Raw genomic sequence first — 17,974 nt, 5'->3', positions numbered from 1 at the left:
TGCTATGCCTGAGGTGATGGCCGTGGGCGAGCGATCCGAATTCACGCCGGGTTACAAAGCGCCGAACAACGGCGTCTACATCGAGGTGGGGGCGCATCCCGACAGCGAGGATCTCCACCATCCGAAGCGTGTATACCTTCACAAAGGCGAACGGTTCCCCGAGACCACCAACGACGACCGCAAATGGCGCCGCATCAAGACGAGCCACAAACACTGAAAAAAGCAGCGCGGGCACATGGCCCGTGCTGCCCTTCTGTTTACGCCTCTTCTTCCCAGGACGCGTCGGGAAGCTCCGGCTGCGCCTCCACCGCCACGAGCTTGCGCTCGATTTGGCGCGATCGCGTCGCGGCGCGATCAATGGCATTGGACGCCTCCTCCAGCTTTTTGCGCGTTCGCGCGAGCAACTCGCCGAACTTGCCGAACTCCGTCCGAATCGCGCCGAGCAGCTGCCAGACCTCGCTGGAGCGCTTCTGAATCGCAAGCGTGCGAAACCCCATCTGCAGGCTGTTGAGGAGCGCCGTAAGCGTGGTCGGCCCGGTGACAATCACGCGGTACTCGCGCGACAGCGACTCCCACAAACCACTGCGGCGCAGGACCTCGGCGAACAGGCCTTCCATCGGAAGGAAGAGGAGCGCGAACTCGGTGGTGTGAGGCGGGGCGATGTACTTTTGGCTGATGGACTTTGCCTCGTCGCGGATGCGCGCCTCAAGCGCCTTCGCCGCCTCCAGGAATCCAGCTTGGTCGCCCGCATCCTGCGCCTCCACAAGCCGCTGATAGTCTTCGAGCGGAAACTTGGCGTCGATGGGTAGCCAGACGGGATCGTCCCCCTCCCGTCCGGGCAGCCGGATGGCAAAGTCGACGCGCTCGTCCGATCCCGGCTTGACCGCGACGTTTCGCGCGTACTGCTCGGGGCTCATGATCTGTTCGAGGAGCGCGTCCAATTGCACCTCCCCGAGGATGCCGCGCGTCTTCACGTTGGAAAGGACGCGCTTGAGATCGCCGACGCCAGCGGCGAGTGACTGCATCTCGCCGAGACCTTGGTGCACCTGCTCGAGGCGCTGACTCACGAGCTGGAACGACTCACCCAGGCGGCGCTCGAGCGTCTGATGAAGCTTTTCGTCGACGGTCAGACGCATGCGCTCGAGTTCTTTGCGGTTTTCCTCTTGCAAATACTGGAGCCTCCGCTCAACCGTCTCGCGCGTCGCTTCGAGTTGGCGGGCCGTGAGCTGCGCCCACTCGCTGAATCGCTGGCTGAACGACTCAAGCTGAGCCCAATCCTTCTCGTTCCACTCGCCCAGCGCGTGCAGAAGGTTCTGATGTTGCAGCGAGATGGTCTGCGCGAGACTGCGCGAGGCTTCCGCCTGCGCGCTCATCAGCGCCTGGCTCTGGGACTGAATCGCCTGCGACATCTCCATGCGCAGGTCTCGCAGCGCCCGTTCGTGGGCCTCGAGCTGAGCGATCAACCGCTGTTGATTGCGCTGCGTCAATTCCACTCGCCAGATTGTCCATGCGGCAAACCCCAGCAACACGAGAAGCAGAACGATGTCGATTGTGTGCAAACCACGACCTCCTACGCGTATGCCAGAAACGGCCTGCCGGCGCGCGGAAGACCTGTTCCGCCGGCCGGAGGCCGTCCTCGCTGTCTCCATTGTACCTCGTAGGACACCACGGCGCGACGCCATGCGCGCGCCGAGAAACTGCGCCTCGCGGTCCTACCTCACGCGTCCACCCGCTCGAGAAGCGTCGCCACGCCCTGCCCCACACCGACGCAAAGCGTGGCGATGCCGTAGCGCGCCCCCGTGCGCACAAGCTGCTTCGCGAGCGTCCCAGCGAGGCGCGCTCCTGAGCAGCCGAGCGGATGCCCCAGCGCGATGGCGCCGCCATTCGGATTCACCTTGGCCGGATCGAATCCCAGCTCGCGGATGCACGCCACCGACTGCGCCGCAAAGGCCTCGTTCAACTCCACCCAGTCGATCTCGTCCACCTGCACCCCCGTCCTGGCGAGGAGCTTCCGCACGGCGTACACCGGGCCAATTCCCATCACGCGCGGGCTGACGCCCGCCGTCGCGCTCGCCACCCAGCGCGCAAGCGGCTTCAGGCCGAGTTCCCGCCCCTTTTCTTCCGACACGAGCACGAGCGCCGCCGCGCCATCGTTGATGCCCGACGAGTTGCCCGCCGTCACCGTGCCTCCCTCGCGGAAGGCGGGCTTGAGCTTCGCGAGCGCCTCCATGGTGGTGTCAGGCCGCGGATGCTCGTCGCGATCCACCACCATCTCCTGCTTCTTCTCCTTCACAACAACGGGCACAATCTCCTCCGCGAAGATCCCGTCCGCCTGCGCTCTCGCGGCCTTCTGCTGGCTCGCGAGCGCAAAGGCGTCCTGGTCCTCGCGCGAGATGCCAAATTGCTCCGCCACGTTCTCGGCCGTCTCGCCCATGCTCTCGAGCGGATACGGAAACTGCGGATTCGGCATGCGCCAGCCCAGCGTCGTGTCCCACATGATCTGATTGCCGCGCACGTATTCCATCTCCGGCTTCGGGAACACGAGCGGCGCGCGCGTCATGCTCTCCACGCCCCCCGCGATGGCGATGTCGATCTCGCCAAGCGCAATCGCCTTCGCCGCCTGATTCACGGCCTCCAATCCCGACGCGCACAGGCGATTGACCGTGACGCCGGGGACGTGCTCGGGGAAGCCCGCGAGGAGCACCGCCATGCGCGCCACGTTCCGGTTGTCCTCGCCCGCCTGATTGGCGCAGCCCATGTACACTTCCTCGACCTGGCCCGGTTCGATCCCGGCCCGCTCGCAGACGTGCTTCAACACGTGCGCGGCGAGATCGTCCGGGCGGACGCGCTTGAGTACCCCGCCCTGCCTGCCAATGGGCGTCCGCACGTACTCGACGATCCACACATTTCGCATGTGAAATCTCCTTTCATCGAAGAAATACAGCGAAGTCAGAGCCTATCGGCCCTGAAAACGCGGCGGCCGCTTCTCGAGAAACGCCCGCACGCCCTCCTGGTGATCCGCCGTCTGGCCGGCCTCTTTCTGCAGCACGGCCTCGAGCTCGAGCGACTGCGCCAGCGTCTGCTCCATCCCCTCGTAGTGCGCGCGCTTGACGAGCCCGATGGCGCGAGTGGGCATCGAAGCCAGTCGCTCTGCGAGCCCCATCGCCTCGGCCATCAGCCTGTCGACAGGCACGACGCGGTTGACGAGGCCCATCTCGTAGGCGCGGGAAGCGTCGACGCGATCGCCCAACATGGCCAGTTCCATGGCCCGGCCGAGCCCGACGATGCGCGGCAAGAACCAGGTTCCGCCGGAGTCGGGAATGAGCCCAATATTCACAAAAGCCTGAATGAACGTCGCCGATTCGGAGGCAATGCGAAGATCGCAGGCAAGCGCCAGGCTGACGCCGGCGCCGGCCGCAACGCCGTTGATGGCGCAGACGATGGGCTTTTCGAGGTGCGTCATGGTCAGAATGAGCGGATTGTACGTCTCTCGGATGACCTTGGCGTAGTCGGCATCGCCGCCGCCGAGATCCAGGTCCTGACCTGCACAGAAACCGCGGCCCGCACCTGTCAAGAGGACAGAGCGGACGTCGCCGTCCTCTCCTGCGGCTTGAAACGCCTCGCGCAGGGCGAACAGCGTGTCCCGCGTCAAGGCATTCACCTTTTCCGGCCGATGGAGGGTGACGACCATCACAGCCCCCTGGTGTTCCACGCGAACGCTTTCATGCATGCGCCGATGCTCCCTTCTTTCTCCCCTGTTCATCATAGCGCAAAATCCGCTGGAGCGGCTAGAAGCTGCGCGGGACCCCGCGCAGCTTCTCTCACCCATTGCGCATCACCAGGCGAGCGAGATGTGCTTGATTTCAAGGAACTCGTCCATGGCGTGATGGCCGCCCTCGCGCCCGAGCCCGCTCTCCTTGAAGCCGCCGAACGGAGCCTGCGTCTGCACCGGCGCTCCGTCGTTGACACCCACGATGCCGAATTCCAGCGCTTCGGCGACCCGAACGGCCCGGCCGAGATCGCGCGTGTACACGTACGCCGCGAGCCCATAGGGCGAATCGTTCGCGAGGCGGATAGCCTCGTCCTCGGTGTCGAAGACCGCCACGGGGAGCACGGGCCCGAACGTCTCCTCCTCAAGCACGCGCATGCCGCGCTCGACGCCCGTCAGCACGGTCGGCTCGACGAAGTAACCTTTGGCGTAGTCTCCCTCGGTCAGGCGGTTCCCTCCGCAGACCACGGCTGCGCCCTTGGAGCGCGCGTCTTCGATGTGGTTAAGCACCTTCTCGAGGCCGCGCTCATTGATGACCGGGCCGACTTCGACATCTGGATTCCTGCCGTCGCCCACCTTCGCCTTTTTCACGCGCGCCACCAGCCGCTCGACGAAGGGCTCCGCGACAGAGCGCTCGACATACAGGCGGTTCGTGCAGATGCACATCTGACCTGTGTTGCGGAACTTGCTCTCGAACACGCCCTTCACCGCGAGATCGAGATCGGCGTCGGCGAACACGAGCGTCGGGGCGTGCCCGCCGAGTTCGAGGCTGACGCGCTTGACGTGCTCGGCTGCGCCCGCCATGAGCAGCTTGCCGACGCGCGTACTGCCGGTGAAGGCGATCTTCGCCACCTTCGGGCTCTTGAGGAACGCTTCTCCCACCTTGTCGGGCTGTCCAATCACGAGGTTGGCCACGCCTGGCGGGAAGCCCGCCTCGTGGATCAGCTCAAACAGCCGGATGGCGGAGAGCGGCGTCGCCTCGGCTGGTTTCAGCACGACCGTGCATCCCGCGGCGAGCGCCGGCGCGATTTTGCGCGCCACCATGTTCACCGGGAAGTTCCACGGCGTGATGGCCGCCACGACGCCTACGGGCTGCCGATGCACGAGGATCCGCTTGTTGGGAAAACTCGACGGAATGGTCTCCCCGTAGACGCGCTTCGCCTCTTCCGCGTACCACAGGAAGTAATCGGCCGATCCGACCACTTCTCCCTTCGCCTCGCGGATGGGCTTGCCCATCTCGGCCGACACGAGCTCCGCGAGCTCATTCCGATGCTGATACACGAGCTCGTACAGGCGATACAGGTAGCGGGAGCGCTCTCTCGCCAAAAGCCGGCTCCACTCCGGGAACGCCGCGTGCGCCGCGTCGATGGCGCGGAGCGCGTCGCGATGATCCCCGAATGCCGCGCGTCCCACCACCTCGCCGGTCGCGGGATTTCTCACCTCCAGCGATTCCCCCGAAATCGAATCCACCCATTCCCCACCGATGTACATCTTCTGGATGTCCGTCATGTCGATCTCCCTTCTCTCTTCGGCCCGCGCCTCACGCCATCGCCCGAATGCGCGCCTCGATCTTCTCCTTCGGCAGGATGTACTGCACGACATCGCCCTCGCCAATCCGAGCCTTGTCGTGTTCCGCCCAGACGCGGCAGTCCACCCTCGGACCCTCCACCCGCGTCACCTCGGCGTAAAACGAGACGCGTTTGCCGACGGGCGCCGGCGCCAGATGCCGCACGGACACGCTGTGGCCGATGCCTTCCTCGCCGTCTTCAAGGTAGTCGAGGATGGTTCGCCGAGCCACCCATTCCATGTACGAAATCATGGTCGCCGTTGACAGAACGGGATGTACGCGCTTTCCAAGGAACGAAGGACACATGTCCTCGGTCACCGTGATCTCCCACGACTTCTGTTGACCTGGCGCCAGCCCTTCGCGCATGGCCTTCACCTCCGCTCCGAGCGTCACCCCTCGTCGACCTGGCCGACCACCATCGTGATGATGTCGCCCGCAAAGCTCATGACATCCTTCGCCGCGGCCTTGTTCTCGGGCGATTTCATGGCCTGCTTGAACGTCTCCTCGTTCTCGAAGTACATCTCCGCCATCAGATAGTAAGGCGCCTCGCCGCCCATGGCGTCGGACTTGATGCGCGTCACCTCGGCGCGCACGAGTCCAGGCACCTTTTCCACCAGCGGCAGATGCACTTCGCGATAGTGCGCCTCGAACGCCTCCACGTCCGCGGGCTTTTTGTAAAGCGCAATCAATTTGATCATACCTCAACTCTTCCTTTCTCGCATAGGAAATGGATACCCGGGCGGTTTCGCACGCGTCACGCGTAAACGTGCCGGCGATCGACCACCCGCACGGCCTTGCCCTCGCTGCGCGGCAAGCTGCCCGCAGGCACCGCGCGAACGTCCGTGCTGAGCCCAAGGACGTCCCGAAGCCTCGAGGCGACGCGGACGCACAGGGCCTGCTCGACGCCCGGTTCGGCCGCATCGCGCGCCTGACGCGCCCACACCACGTCGAGCTCGACGAGCACGGTCAGCCGATCCAAACCGCCCTCGCGTTCCACCACAATTTGGTAGTGCGGCGAAAGCCCGTCGGTGGCGAACAGGACCGCCTCAATTTCCGACGGAAACACGTTCACCCCGCGCACGATGAGCATGTCGTCGATCCGCCCCTTGATGCGTGTCATCCGCGCGTGCGTGCGGCCGCACCGACATGGCTCGGGAATGAGGGCCGCCACGTCGCCCGTGCGGTAGCGCACGACGGGCATGGCCTCCTTCGTGAGCGTGGTAAACACCAGCTCGCCGTAGGTGCCCGGTGGCACAGGCTCGAGTGTCTCTGGATCGATGACCTCGACGAGAAAGTGGTCCTCCGCGATGTGAAGACCTTCCTGCGCGTCGATGCACTCGATCCCGACACCAGGCCCAATGACTTCCGACAACCCGTACACGTCCATCGCCTTGAGCCCATAGGCGTCCTCGAGTTTCTGCCGCATCTCCTCCGTCCAAGGCTCCGCCCCGAAGATACCATACCGGATGCCGATGGCGCGCGGGTCCTTCCCCTCTGCCCGCATATGTTCGGCGATGGTCAGGCAGTAGGAAGGCGTGCCCGCGATTCCACGGGGCCGCAGATCCTCCATCAGCGTCACCTGCCGAGCCGTCTGGCCACCCGATACGGGCACCACGGTCAGCCCGAGCCGCTCGGCGCCGTAGTGGAAGCCGAGCCCGCCCGTGAACAGGCCGTATCCGTAGATGACGTGAAACACGTCCCCAGGTCTGCCGCCCGCCGTCACGATGGACCTTGCGACGATCTCGCTCCATCGGCCGAGATCGCCCTTAGTGTACGCGACGAGCGTCGGCTTGCCTTTCGTGCCAGACGAACCGTGGATGCGCGCCACTTCGCGTTTGTCCACGGCCAGCAGGCCGAGCGGATAGTGATCGCGCAAGTCCTGCTTGCGCGTGAAGGGAAATCGCGCTAGATCGGCGAGCGTGTGCAAGTCGGACGGCTTGACGCCCGCCTCGTCGAATCGAGCTCGATAAAACGGCACCCGCGCGTACACCCGCTCCAGCATCGCGCGGAGTCGCGCAAGCTGCAGCGCCTCCAAATTCGCGCGGGACATGGTCTCCAACTCGGGCTGATACATCATGGCCACCGGCATTCGCCTCCTGTCTCCGCCGGCACGCGTGCGGCCAGCGCTATGCAAACGCTTCCAACGAGGCGCAACGGGCACCCGGCTCGTCGCCACTTAGCCGCTTACGGCTTCATCGCCTCAAATGGCTGGCGACAAGCTCGACAGTAGTACACGGCGCGGCACGGCGTCGGGCCAAACAAGCTCTCAACGTCGGTGTCGCGCGCGCCGCAGTACGGACATGCGACAGGTGCGGCATCGCTCTTCGCCGGGACCGCCACACCCATCTGGCGCAGCTTGTCGATCCCGTCCGGCGTGATGCGGCTTGGGTCCCAGATCACACCGAGCGCAAACGCCACCTCAGCCTCAAACCCCTGCTCCGCCAAGGCTGCCCGCACCTTGTCTGCAATCCAGCCCAGCGCCGGACAGCCCAGAAACGTGGGGATGAGCTCCACGCGCGCGCCGCGATGGTCCACCGAGACCGATTTCACCATACCGAGATCGATCACGCTCACCACGGGCAACTCGGGATCCGGCACGCGGGCAAGCGCCTCCCAGACCGCCTCCTCGGACATCGAGCGGATGGTCACGCGAATCCCTCCTCACCACACGGCCGCGCCGAGGCTGCGCACGCCGTTCATCGTCGCGAGGAGTGCCGCCGCGTCCTCGTGATGAGCCACCGGGCGGGCGCCTTCCCGAGGGTGAGCCAACAGGATGGCCTCGACGTCCTGCACCGGCAGCCCCGCCTTGGTCAGCGTCGGCGCCATGCGCGCCACAAACGCCCGTCGCAATTCCGCGAGGGGCCGCGACAGGATGCCGAGATCGACGAGCGCCTTGGGATCCACCGCAAAGGCCGCAAGATCCGGCAGATCCGGGAGCAGCGCCTCAAACGCGGCGCGAAGCCTGGCCGCCGCTTCGCCGCCTGCGCGGCCGAGATCGACGACCCACTTCTCCATGTGCAGATGATGGTAGTGCTCTTCGCGCAACATGCGCCGGGCGCCTTGCGCCCACAGGGCGCCCCCCGACTCCGCCAGCGCCGCGAGCCGAACGGCGTCCCACGCGTCGTACACGTAGTGGCGGAGCACCGTGTGCGCCCAGTCGCCGTTTGGCCGCGCACAGAGGGCTGCGTGCCTCCTCTCCGTTGCGGCGCGATCGAACGCGAGGGCGTCGGCCTGACCGAACCCGGACGCCTCGGCCAACTCGTACCAGAACGCGGCATGACGCACCTCGTCTTGCGCCATGGAGGCAAACGCCACATCCTCTTCCACTTCCGGCGCGAGGCCCAGCCACTCGGAGTCCCGGTGGCCGAGGAACAATTCCTCGTCGCCGAGCTGTAAAGCAAGTTCCCCGATGATGGGGTCAAGCGCTTGCATGTCACCCTCTCTCGCCACCGAACTCACTCCTTTCGCACGTCTGCGATCACGTCGTCGATGTTCATCGCCTGCGCCTTGAACCGCTTCCACCGGCGCGCGTTATCGGCGTAGCCGGACACATCCCGATACTTCCGGTCAAACTCGCGCGCGAACCAGTCGGGATCGGCCGGGGTCGCGTGGACGTCCTCGCGGCGCACGGCCCACACGTTGACGGCCTCCGCGCGCCGCAGGAAATTCTCGCGCGCGAGCTGGAGCGCCCATTCAGGCGACGGAGCGAGGACGCTCCCGACGTGGACGTGCGGGTCGAGATCGGACGCCTGGACAAAGATTTCGTAGACGTCGTAGGATGTGTCCGCAGCCTGCTCCTGTACGAGGTCTTTCTCCACCTGGGTCATCGCCATGTCGTTCACTCCCTAGATTGCCGCCGCCGTGCGCGCCCTCACGAGCGCCTCGCGGACCCACGCCTGATCCTGATGAGCCATGCGGCGCAACGCAACGCGCTCCTGCGACTTCGGCCCCGTGTTGTCTCGAACCACGCGCGACCACCGCTCCCAGTCGGGCTCTGTGTATCGCCACAGCCCCGCATCTTCGTCGAACCGGATAGCTGAATCAGGGATCTCGAGGCCAATCGAACGAATCCTCGGCACATACCGCGTCAGGAATTTTTGACGGAGTTCTTCGTTCGTGCGCGATCGGATGCGATACTCCATCATGCGCCGAGCGGCGTCCGTCACAATCGGCGGACCGAAAAAGAACATAATCGCCTCCCACCAGCGGTTGAGGGCATCCTGCAGCATCTCCCGCTGCCACGACTCGCCCTCCGCCAGCGACAGGATGATGGACTCTCCGTGCTGCATATGGAAGCTCTCTTCCGCACAGATGCGCTTCAAGACCCGCGCGTAGGGCGCGTACGAGCAGTCGAGCAGCGCCGTCTGCGTGATGATGGCCGCGCCATCCACGAGCCACCCGATGATGCCAGCGTCCGCCCACGTCGGCGCTTCCATGTGAAATACATTGTGAAACTTAATACGGCCCGTGATCACATCGTCCATCAGTTCGATCCGGTTCCGCCCGAGCGGCGCCGCCAGGTCCTCCGCCACCCGCAGCAGCAACTGCCCATGGCCGATCTCGTCCTGAACCTTCGCCATGAGCGACATCTTGCGGCGCAATGTCGGGGCCTTGGGAACCCACTCCTTCTCCGGATACGCACCCATGATCTCGCTCACAGCGTGCATGTGAATGAGCCGCAGCAAAAGGAGCCGGTAGTCCTCAGGCATCCAGTCGTGCGCCTCGACCTTCTCTCCGCGCTGAATTCGCGCCATGAACGCTTCCATTCGAGCCTCGGGCATCTCATTCGCCTCCCCTTTCAAGATGGCGGCTTGTCGCGCTCGCGTCATGCTTCGCCCAGCAATTCGCATGCGGCGGGCTGACCCGTTCCGATCCCATTGAACAAGAGCACCCAGAAGTGTTCCGCGATATCCTCGGGCGTGAATTCGCCTCCCGGCCGATACCACTGATACACCCAGTTCGCAACGGAAAGGAGGCACAGACGAACAAATTTTGGATCTGCCCTCCGGACGTCCCCTTGCGCCATGCCCTCTTCAATCCACTTGCGCCAGTGCGCCTCGTAGCGATCCCGCTTCGACTGAATCACCTTGCGCCTGTCATCGGAGAGCGCGCGCCACTCGTGAAAGAACACCTTTGCCGACTCCTGTTTATCCGCGACAACGCGAATGTGCGCCCGCAGTCCCTCACGCAAGCGATCCACAGGATCCTGCCATTTGGACTCGACAGCGCGAGCGGCCAACAGAAACGCCTCCGCCCCTTCGTCAGCGATTTCGAATAATAAGTCTTCTTTTGAGTCAATGTGTGCGTACAGGCTGCCCGAGAGTACCCCTGCCTCCACCGCGATTTCGCGGATGGTTGTGCCATGATACCCCTTGTCGCTGAACAGCCTCCTCGCCGCGGCGAGAATCTGATCTTTTTGACTCGGCCTCGGCATGCTCGTCTCCCCTCCTGCAGACTACAAAGCAAGCGCTTGCTTGCTTAACGTCATTATACGACTCGCTGAGTCGCTTCGCAAGCGACGCCTGCGAACTAAGGTCTATTTTCGATCGAATCGGCGAACATGTAAAGGCTTTCTGAAGTGTTTGAAAATCCTTCACACGTCCTCGTTACGAATTAATCAGGTCCTTGAACTGTGGATTATCGCGAACAGGAGCAAAATCTTGCTCACTTCTCGCGGCGTTCAGGATAGTTTTAGGATTATATTTCAAGGCTTCCTTCAAATACTTCACCGCTAATTCCGCATCACCCTCACGTCCGTAGATACAGGCAATCCCATAATAAGCCCACGGTAACCACCATGCGCGTTGGCGAAGATGGATCGCATGTTCATATGCAGCGATCCCTTGACCGTAGAAGCCGTAGCGTTCATTGCATAGGCCAATGTTGAACCAGCCATAGCCGTCATAGGGATTCATTGAAATGGCTTGGCGCAAAATCAACATTGCTGCATTGTAACTGTCATTATATGCATACGCCAGAGCTATTCCTTTCACTGTGTAAGCCGGCTCAAAGGCTGGATTTTCAGAAATGGCCCTGTTTTCGTCGTCGATAGCCGCGAGATAGCGATGTTCAGAAAAAGCGATGGAACCTTCACGGTACCAATACCTTACTTCCGCAGAAGGCGTCTGAGCCCCATGCGCAGCATGATCAATCCACACCAACAAAAATGCCTCCTCTCTCATCGCAAAGCCGCTCCGGAAAAATGACCTGCCGTCATTATTGCAAAGACGGCGCTAAAATCTCTTGAAATTCCTGAAATGATGTGTCTCGAAGGATAGGAATACGGTCCAGGGTGTACGGACCTTGCGCAAGATTTGCATAGCCTTCGTTTTGCGTCGTGGCCAGAGCATAGCCGCTCGTCTCCACTGTATGAATGATGGTTGAATTATAAGCTCCGTATGGATAACAGAACACCCATATAGGGTGCTTCACAATCTTCGACAGAATCTCCGACGATCCTTTTATTTCTTGCTCCAGTCTAGACGAAGGTACATAGGTCAGATTTGGATGCGAATAGCTATGTCCTTCGATATCCACCAACCCACTCGCTTGCAATTGCTCTAATTGAGCCTGGGTCATGGTCGGAAATTCCACCTTGGTATCTATCCACGTATGAACATAGCCTGCGATAATGAAGCAAGTAGCTTGAAAACGAAATTTTTGAAGAAGCGGAAAGACGTCTGTATAAAAGCTCTCATATCCATCGTCAAAAGTTATTAATATCGGACGTCGAGGAAGTTTATAGCCATAATACCACGCAGCATACAATTGTCCGAAGTTAATCGTATGAAAGCCATGCGTCTTCAACCAGTAAAATTCCTGCTGTAGCTGACCCTTACGCAGTGTGGCTTCGTCTCCAGGAACATCATTGGCAGCATGATACTCAAGGATAGGAACACTTATGTCCAAACGCGCTATCTTTTGCTCCGTTACTTCGAAATTTCTAGGATCCTCAGGCCAGACCTTGTCGACCGGCTGATCTTGATTCGATTCTTGTGCAAGCACCTTGACACCTTTTCCACACCCAAAGCTCGCCATGAAAGCCAAAGCAAGTGCCAGTATCAGCCGCCCCTTGACCTTCATCCTCCGACTCCCTTCTGTATTCCAAGTAAATCACTCTGCGATGAAGATACAAGCGAGCGCCCTTCTTTTCTGTGATCGATCCAACATCAAGTTCCATAATATAGAACACCCCAAGTGATCCGTCACAAATTACTTTGACAACCGGAATGAATTACCTAAAATGAAGAGTAGGTCTTGTCATATCACTCCGATTGTGGTTCACGGAGGAAGGATCATCATGCACTTGGCTGACACGCCGCTTTTTCGCAGCATTCCACTCAGCGATCGAGACCGAGATCGCTTAAACCGGTGCCCTTGTAAATATCTTCATCGGGGTAGGGTCCTTTATTACGAGGGAGAAGATCGACACGAGATGTACGTCGTTAAAAGCGGAACACTTAGAATATTCACACAGAAAGATCACCGGATTTTGACCTTGGGTTTCCAGTATCCAGGGCAGTGTATTGGAGAAGCAGAGGCAATCTATCAAGAAATGAAGCGGACGGCCAGCGTGATGGCTGCCTCTGACGCCGTGCTATGGGTTGTGCAAACTAACATCTTACTTGAATTGCTATATGTGTATCCGAAGCTGTGGCACTGCTTGTTCGCCGTTGTGGTAGAGCGCCTGACGCAAGCTGACCGCAAGATTCGGTACCTTGCCTTTTGCAGTTCTACTGAGAGAATCGCAAACTATCTGGTGGATTTACATAGTAACGCATCGTCCTCCGACCCTGAGGCTCGCGGTCTCAATGTGACCCAACAGGAGATCGCTGAAGCACTCGGGATCCATCGAGAATCGGTATCCCGAGCACTTCAGGAATTAGAGCAGATGGGGCTCATCCGTGTGAGACGCAATCAGATTTCATTGCTCAATATTCCGCACCTAACCAAGCTCGCGGACAACGCATACAGTTCTGAGTTCGACCGTAAGTGGCACCCAATCTACCGTGACACGACACAATCCCAACAATCCTTTTAAATGTAGAATTATGGTGATGAAACAGCATAATTGTTGGTGTCTGCCGGCCACCATTCGATCTCCACACTGGGCGCATAGCCATCAGTCGGGTTGTCTTGTATAAGATTTTCCGGAACCGGTACGTCTCCGATCTCGATCACGGTTCGCTGAGGATCTGTCGTGTAGAACGTCAAGCCGCGAATCTCATCGATCGTGGGAACATGCGTACCTAAGACGGGATCACGAATTGACCAGACGTGCACGATAGCCTGTCCACCTGAATAGGTCACGCTGTATGATACATACTGTTGTGACACGTTATAAACAAGCAATCTACTCGTTCTGGTAACCAAAATTTTTCCTTCTCGATAGTATTGCGCGAGTCGTTCCAATGCATCTACGGCACTTCTAGGGAGTACTCCAGGATACGTAGTTCCGCAGAGGTGCTGTGCGATAATCGAATAGTCTTGATTGCGAACGAGAGCGTCCAAATGTGCCTGTGATAATTGTTCATCTAAGTGATAAGGTGTCCAATTCCACTCCTGAGCACCTGAGGGGGACTGTCCCGCGCTCGTGTATCGCCAAAATCCCCACACCCGCCGCCCATCCGGCAGTTGTAGTGGGTAAATCATCGAACTCATCCCAAACTGATCGCTATGTGTATCTGGCCAGACAAAATGAATTCCATAGGGAACCGCCAGATCCGTGTGATAGTATGGCGACCATGGATTTGCGCCTTGTTGATATGAATAGAACGATCCATTACCGTAATCGCCAAAGTTATCTACATTGGACTGGTTTCCGTGATCCGTCCACACCATCAAATGATCTCCACATGCGTTTAGCTGTGCTATGGCCCGACGCGCCAATGCCCTTGAGAATTTTGTTTCATGAGTGTCAACCATGGAAAAATCGCCAAAGGTGTGCATGGTATCGATCCAACCAACGTGAATGTAGTGATTAATTGCAGCGGCGTCGAACCATTGATCAGAGACACCGCGATACCAAGACATTTCATCTGTCATAGGCTTCTGTCCAATATCAACGTAACCAGGCATATTCGTGCCGTTATACATGAAAAAGGAATCCGAAAAATCCAAGCCTAGACCTTTGCCGAGAGGCGTGTTGATGTTTGTGTTGATGAATTCATGAACCAGATTGAACTTGCGTAACGTTTCGCTATCTGCGTCTGACGAGATAGCCAACATCGCCTTGTATGGATAAGGAAACTTTCGTTCGCCCAAGACGACAGCATGGCCGTCATGTTGGGCAGTTGCGTGAGCGAACGACGGTGACGCCGTAGCAGTCGTTAAAGCAGCCAGCGTTGCTGCCAACGCCATTTTGAAGTTTTCAGGTTTCATGTGACACCTCTTTGTCCAGGTCATCGACTTTGTGATGTCACTATGACGCATTCTTGAACGAGCTTCCGTGATCTATCCGGCATAACCCTTCGATTTATATATTTTTATGAAATAAAATTAACTTTTAATCTTTTAAGGTATTATAGATAAATTTTTATAATTGTATCTAGACCACTTCTTACGAAGAGACACGGAGAGCCCCAGATATCTGGGGCTCTCCGCCGTAAGATCGGTGAAAATGGCCTTGGGACCGAACTCAGCGAATCCCACATCATGAACACCTTTATACATGCGTATGATGCCATGATCCATGCTGGATAGCCAAATTTACAGGAAACAAAGGAATGGATCACCTGATTCAAGTTCGTTCATGTCTCTTGGTGAGGCGGAATACGCCCCCAAAGCACATAGCTCGTCGCGAAGACAAGCGCAAAAACCGCCACAATCGCAATTCCAATTGGACCGAGGTCAATGTTCTGCAACCATCCCCAAAAACCGCGAGTCCATCCGATAGACTGTGTCAACACCTGTACGGCCTCCAACGCACCAATAGACAGCGCCACGAGGACGGACAGTCCCGTTGTAAGGACATTGTAGGACAGACGACGCGCAGGAGATGCGAACGCCGCTCCATACGCTCTGCACATCCATACTCCGTCAGCAGTGTCAAACAAGCTCATGCCACTTGCGAAAAGCAGAGGCAAGGACAGAATTCCTACTACAGGGAGGGCCGATTTGGCCGCTCCCGCAGAAATGGCGAGTAAGGCAATCTCGCTCGCAGTGTCGAAACCCAACCCAAACAGGAAGCCGATGGGATAGATATCGGAACTCCGCCGCACGAATCGAAAGAAACGTCCCGTCATCCGGTAAATTAACCCTCTCGAATGCAGAAGATGTTCCACATCTGCATTTGATGGACTGCTGACTCGGTGCTGACGCCAATGCCGCATGAGTTGCACTAGAATATTCAAGTTCACGAGCCCAATGATGAACAAAAATGCTGCGGACACCACGGTTCCTACGTAGCCGCCGATGTTCTCGAGGGTAGGCAGACTCCGCTCCGCCGCACGAACTGCGAACGCGGTCGCGATCGCCATCAGACAAACGACAGTAGAATGCCCCATCGAAAAGAAAAAGCCTACGCCAGTCGCATCCACGCCTTCTTGGCGCAGCTTGCGAACGGTGTTGTCGATGGCGGCAATGTGATCCGCATCAAACGCATGACGCATCCCCAAGGTATACGCCACAGCGCCGAGCCCCAATAGAGCTGGGTGGTGCCGAGTACCGATTGCGAGCATCGCGAGCGACACCATGTGCAGGAGTGCAACCGCAACACCTAGGCGCATCACTGTTTGCTTCGCGATCACGTCGATATCGCTCCCCCTGTTTGACGAGCATGCATTTGTGCTAATCGAACTGCCACATCGACAATCATATCTTCCTGCCCGCCGACGACTTTCCGCTTGCCGAGCTCAAGGAGAATATCTCTGGCATCCACGCCGAACCTCTTCGCCGCGTGGTCCGCGTGCAACAGGAAACTCGAATAAACGCCAGCATATCCCAGAGTCAAACTGTCTCGGTCGGGTATCACAGGTCGAGGCATTCTGGGTCTGACAACGTCCTCCGACGCATCCATCGCCCGGTACAGATCGACACCTGTGTCGATACCGAGCTTTTCACAAGCGGCGACCAATACCTCCAGGGGGGTATTGCCAGCTCCAGCCCCTAATCCAGCGAGACTGGCGTCGATCCTCACTGCGCCTGCACGCACCGCTTCAATAGAATTGGCGACGGACACTCCGAGGTTATTGTGAGCGTGAAAACCAACTTCCACTTCAGGTGGCAACGCCGCACGCAATGAAGAGACCTTCTCTGCTACTTCATCCATCAGCATTGCCCCTGCGGAATCTACGATGTACACGCAATGTGCGCCATAGGAGGCCATCTTCTTGGCTTCTTCCGCAAGTACGCTTGCAGGCGTCATATGAGAAAGCATCAGAAATCCGACGACTTCGAGGCCCAGTTTACGCGCCTCCTGCATGTGCTCCTCTGAAATATCCGCCTCCGTGGAGTGCGTTGCGACACGGATAACTCGAATCCCGCAATCAACCGCGCGTTTCATGTCGTCTACCGTTCCGATGCCGGGCAAGAGGAGCGCTGCAACCTTGGTATTCGGCGCCGATTCACAGACAGTGCGGAGATACGCTTCTTCGTCCTCCTTCGCAAATCCGTATTGAATCGAACTCCCCCCGAGGCCGTCGCCGTGGGAAGCCTCGATAATCTCGACACCCGTTGCGTCCAACGCATTGGCGATGGCTCGAGCGTCCTCCAAGCTGAACTGGTGCCGAACTGCGTGCATTCCGTCTCTCAACGTGACATCCGTGATTCGAATCGCCGTCATCGTGGGATTTCCACTCCTTCCGCCGCCAATTTGTATTTCGCATACTCTTCCCCAAACTTGACCGCTGCCGCAGTCATGATGTCGAGGTTTCCAGCATAAACAGGCAGATAATCTCCAAGTCCCTCTACCTCGAGTGAAATGCTCACCACGTTTCCCATCACGATAGGATCGCGGTTCAACCGGTAACCGGGTACATAAGTTTGCACTTGGCGAACCATCTCATGAATGGACTCCAGCACGCGATCCACTACAGACTTAGACGCTTCCTCGATCATGCAATACACCGTATCTCGCATGAGAATGGGAGGATCTGCTGGATTCAGAATAATGATAGCCTTGCCGCGCTTCGCCCCTGCGATGCTTTCCAGCGCTCGCGCAGTAGTTTGCGTGAACTCGTCGATGTTCTGTCTAGTCCCCGGGCCTGCACTTTTACTCGCAATGGTCGCGACAATCTCCGCATATCGAACTGGTACAACCCTACTGACCGCGTACACCATAGGCACTGTGGCCTGGCCTCCACACGTCACCATGTTCACGTTGGGCGAGTTGAGGTGTTCCTTAAGATTGACGGCTGCAATTACATACGGACCTCGTGCTGCTGGTGTCAGATCAATGGCTTGAATACCCGCTTCACGGAGCAACCTCGCATGGCGTACATGGGCCTTCGCACTGGTGGCATCAAACACCACGTCCGGCCTCGCACCGCGATCCAGGACAGCCTTGAGCCCTTCTGCGGACGCCTCCAGGCCGAGCTTTGCAGCCCGACGAAGCCCGTCCGACTCCGGATCGATGCCAATCATCCAGCGAGCCTCAAGCCAAGGGCTTCGCAGGAGCTTGATCATGAGATGAGCCTTTT

Annotated in this window: 20 protein-coding genes; 2 read left to right on the top strand and 18 right to left on the bottom strand. The window is 59.0% G+C overall.

Going from position 1 to position 17,974, the window contains the following annotated elements; translation table 11 throughout:
• The first annotated feature begins 4 nt into the window (after positions 1 to 4).
• Complete coding sequence (locus AMA01_RS03850; protein WP_012810215.1) at positions 5 to 217, top strand: YjzC family protein; 213 nt, start codon at positions 5 to 7, stop codon at positions 215 to 217.
• Between the two features lie 40 nt (positions 218 to 257).
• On the opposite strand, the gene rmuC is transcribed toward AMA01_RS03850, so the two are convergent.
• The 14 genes from rmuC to AMA01_RS03780 form a co-directional block, all read right to left on the bottom strand.
• Positions 258 to 1,559, bottom strand: coding sequence for a DNA recombination protein RmuC (gene rmuC / locus AMA01_RS03845; protein ID WP_067847583.1), 1,302 nt, complete (start codon positions 1,557 to 1,559; stop codon positions 258 to 260).
• A gap of 158 nt (positions 1,560 to 1,717) precedes the next feature.
• On the bottom strand, positions 1,718 to 2,914 hold the full coding sequence (locus AMA01_RS03840) for a thiolase family protein (protein WP_067847580.1): 1,197 nt from the start codon (positions 2,912 to 2,914) through the stop codon (positions 1,718 to 1,720).
• 42 nt (positions 2,915 to 2,956) lie between these two features.
• Positions 2,957 to 3,730, bottom strand: a complete 774-nt coding sequence (locus AMA01_RS03835) for an enoyl-CoA hydratase-related protein (protein ID WP_067847577.1) — start codon at positions 3,728 to 3,730, stop codon at positions 2,957 to 2,959.
• 105 nt (positions 3,731 to 3,835) lie between these two features.
• On the bottom strand, positions 3,836 to 5,278 hold the full coding sequence (locus tag AMA01_RS03830) for an NAD-dependent succinate-semialdehyde dehydrogenase (protein WP_067847574.1): 1,443 nt from the start codon (positions 5,276 to 5,278) through the stop codon (positions 3,836 to 3,838).
• A 31-nt stretch (positions 5,279 to 5,309) separates the two neighbouring features.
• Complete coding sequence (locus AMA01_RS03825; protein ID WP_067847733.1) at positions 5,310 to 5,702, bottom strand: thioesterase family protein; 393 nt, start codon at positions 5,700 to 5,702, stop codon at positions 5,310 to 5,312.
• Between the two features lie 23 nt (positions 5,703 to 5,725).
• The gene (locus tag AMA01_RS03820; RefSeq protein ID WP_067847571.1) at positions 5,726 to 6,034 is read right to left on the bottom strand and encodes an EthD family reductase; all 309 of its coding nucleotides are present in this window, start codon (positions 6,032 to 6,034) and stop codon (positions 5,726 to 5,728) included.
• A 56-nt stretch (positions 6,035 to 6,090) separates the two neighbouring features.
• Positions 6,091 to 7,413, bottom strand: a complete 1,323-nt coding sequence (locus tag AMA01_RS03815; protein ID WP_067847730.1) for a phenylacetate--CoA ligase family protein — start codon at positions 7,411 to 7,413, stop codon at positions 6,091 to 6,093.
• Between the two features lie 107 nt (positions 7,414 to 7,520).
• Positions 7,521 to 7,985: a 1,2-phenylacetyl-CoA epoxidase subunit PaaD gene (paaD, locus tag AMA01_RS03810; RefSeq protein WP_067847568.1), complete on the bottom strand. Its 465-nt coding sequence runs from the start codon at positions 7,983 to 7,985 to the stop codon at positions 7,521 to 7,523.
• Between the two features lie 12 nt (positions 7,986 to 7,997).
• Positions 7,998 to 8,786 carry a 1,2-phenylacetyl-CoA epoxidase subunit PaaC gene (gene paaC, locus AMA01_RS03805; RefSeq protein ID WP_067847565.1) on the bottom strand — a complete coding sequence of 263 codons (789 nt, stop codon included), beginning with the start codon at positions 8,784 to 8,786 and terminating at the stop codon, positions 7,998 to 8,000.
• Between the two features lie 5 nt (positions 8,787 to 8,791).
• Positions 8,792 to 9,169, bottom strand: a complete 378-nt coding sequence (locus AMA01_RS03800) for a phenylacetic acid degradation protein (RefSeq protein ID WP_067847562.1) — start codon at positions 9,167 to 9,169, stop codon at positions 8,792 to 8,794.
• A gap of 12 nt (positions 9,170 to 9,181) precedes the next feature.
• Positions 9,182 to 10,117 (bottom strand): 1,2-phenylacetyl-CoA epoxidase subunit PaaA, encoded by a 936-nt coding sequence (gene paaA / locus AMA01_RS03795; protein WP_067847559.1) that lies wholly within the window; start codon positions 10,115 to 10,117, stop codon positions 9,182 to 9,184.
• A 44-nt stretch (positions 10,118 to 10,161) separates the two neighbouring features.
• A complete protein-coding gene (locus AMA01_RS03790) occupies positions 10,162 to 10,770 on the bottom strand; it encodes a TetR/AcrR family transcriptional regulator (RefSeq protein ID WP_067847556.1) in 609 nt (202 codons plus the stop codon).
• A gap of 172 nt (positions 10,771 to 10,942) precedes the next feature.
• The gene (locus AMA01_RS03785; RefSeq protein ID WP_231862813.1) at positions 10,943 to 11,494 is read right to left on the bottom strand and encodes a tetratricopeptide repeat protein; all 552 of its coding nucleotides are present in this window, start codon (positions 11,492 to 11,494) and stop codon (positions 10,943 to 10,945) included.
• A 58-nt stretch (positions 11,495 to 11,552) separates the two neighbouring features.
• Positions 11,553 to 12,419 carry a polysaccharide deacetylase family protein gene (locus AMA01_RS03780; RefSeq protein ID WP_067847551.1) on the bottom strand — a complete coding sequence of 289 codons (867 nt, stop codon included), beginning with the start codon at positions 12,417 to 12,419 and terminating at the stop codon, positions 11,553 to 11,555.
• 160 nt (positions 12,420 to 12,579) lie between these two features.
• Between AMA01_RS03780 and AMA01_RS03775 the strand changes: the two genes are divergently transcribed.
• A complete protein-coding gene (locus tag AMA01_RS03775; RefSeq protein ID WP_082743943.1) occupies positions 12,580 to 13,377 on the top strand; it encodes a Crp/Fnr family transcriptional regulator in 798 nt (265 codons plus the stop codon).
• Between the two features lie 8 nt (positions 13,378 to 13,385).
• On the opposite strand, the gene AMA01_RS13520 is transcribed toward AMA01_RS03775, so the two are convergent.
• From AMA01_RS13520 to AMA01_RS03760, 4 genes are all read right to left on the bottom strand, one after another.
• On the bottom strand, positions 13,386 to 14,717 hold the full coding sequence (locus tag AMA01_RS13520) for a hypothetical protein (protein WP_230087973.1): 1,332 nt from the start codon (positions 14,715 to 14,717) through the stop codon (positions 13,386 to 13,388).
• Between the two features lie 368 nt (positions 14,718 to 15,085).
• Entirely contained in the window at positions 15,086 to 16,030 is a 945-nt protein-coding gene (locus AMA01_RS03770; protein ID WP_231862810.1) for a HoxN/HupN/NixA family nickel/cobalt transporter, read from the bottom strand.
• A gap of 50 nt (positions 16,031 to 16,080) precedes the next feature.
• Complete coding sequence (dmpG, locus tag AMA01_RS03765; RefSeq protein WP_067847545.1) at positions 16,081 to 17,118, bottom strand: 4-hydroxy-2-oxovalerate aldolase; 1,038 nt, start codon at positions 17,116 to 17,118, stop codon at positions 16,081 to 16,083.
• A complete protein-coding gene (locus AMA01_RS03760; protein ID WP_082743953.1) occupies positions 17,115 to 17,960 on the bottom strand; it encodes an acetaldehyde dehydrogenase (acetylating) in 846 nt (281 codons plus the stop codon). The genes dmpG and AMA01_RS03760 overlap by 4 nt, the downstream gene beginning before the upstream one ends.
• Positions 17,961 to 17,974: the final 14 nt, after the last annotated feature.

Origin of the sequence: Alicyclobacillus mali NBRC 102425, from assembly GCF_001570745.1 — a bacterium.
Lineage (GTDB): Bacteria > Bacillota > Bacilli > Alicyclobacillales > Alicyclobacillaceae > Alicyclobacillus > Alicyclobacillus mali.
This window is presented reverse-complemented; position numbering and strand designations above follow the sequence as displayed.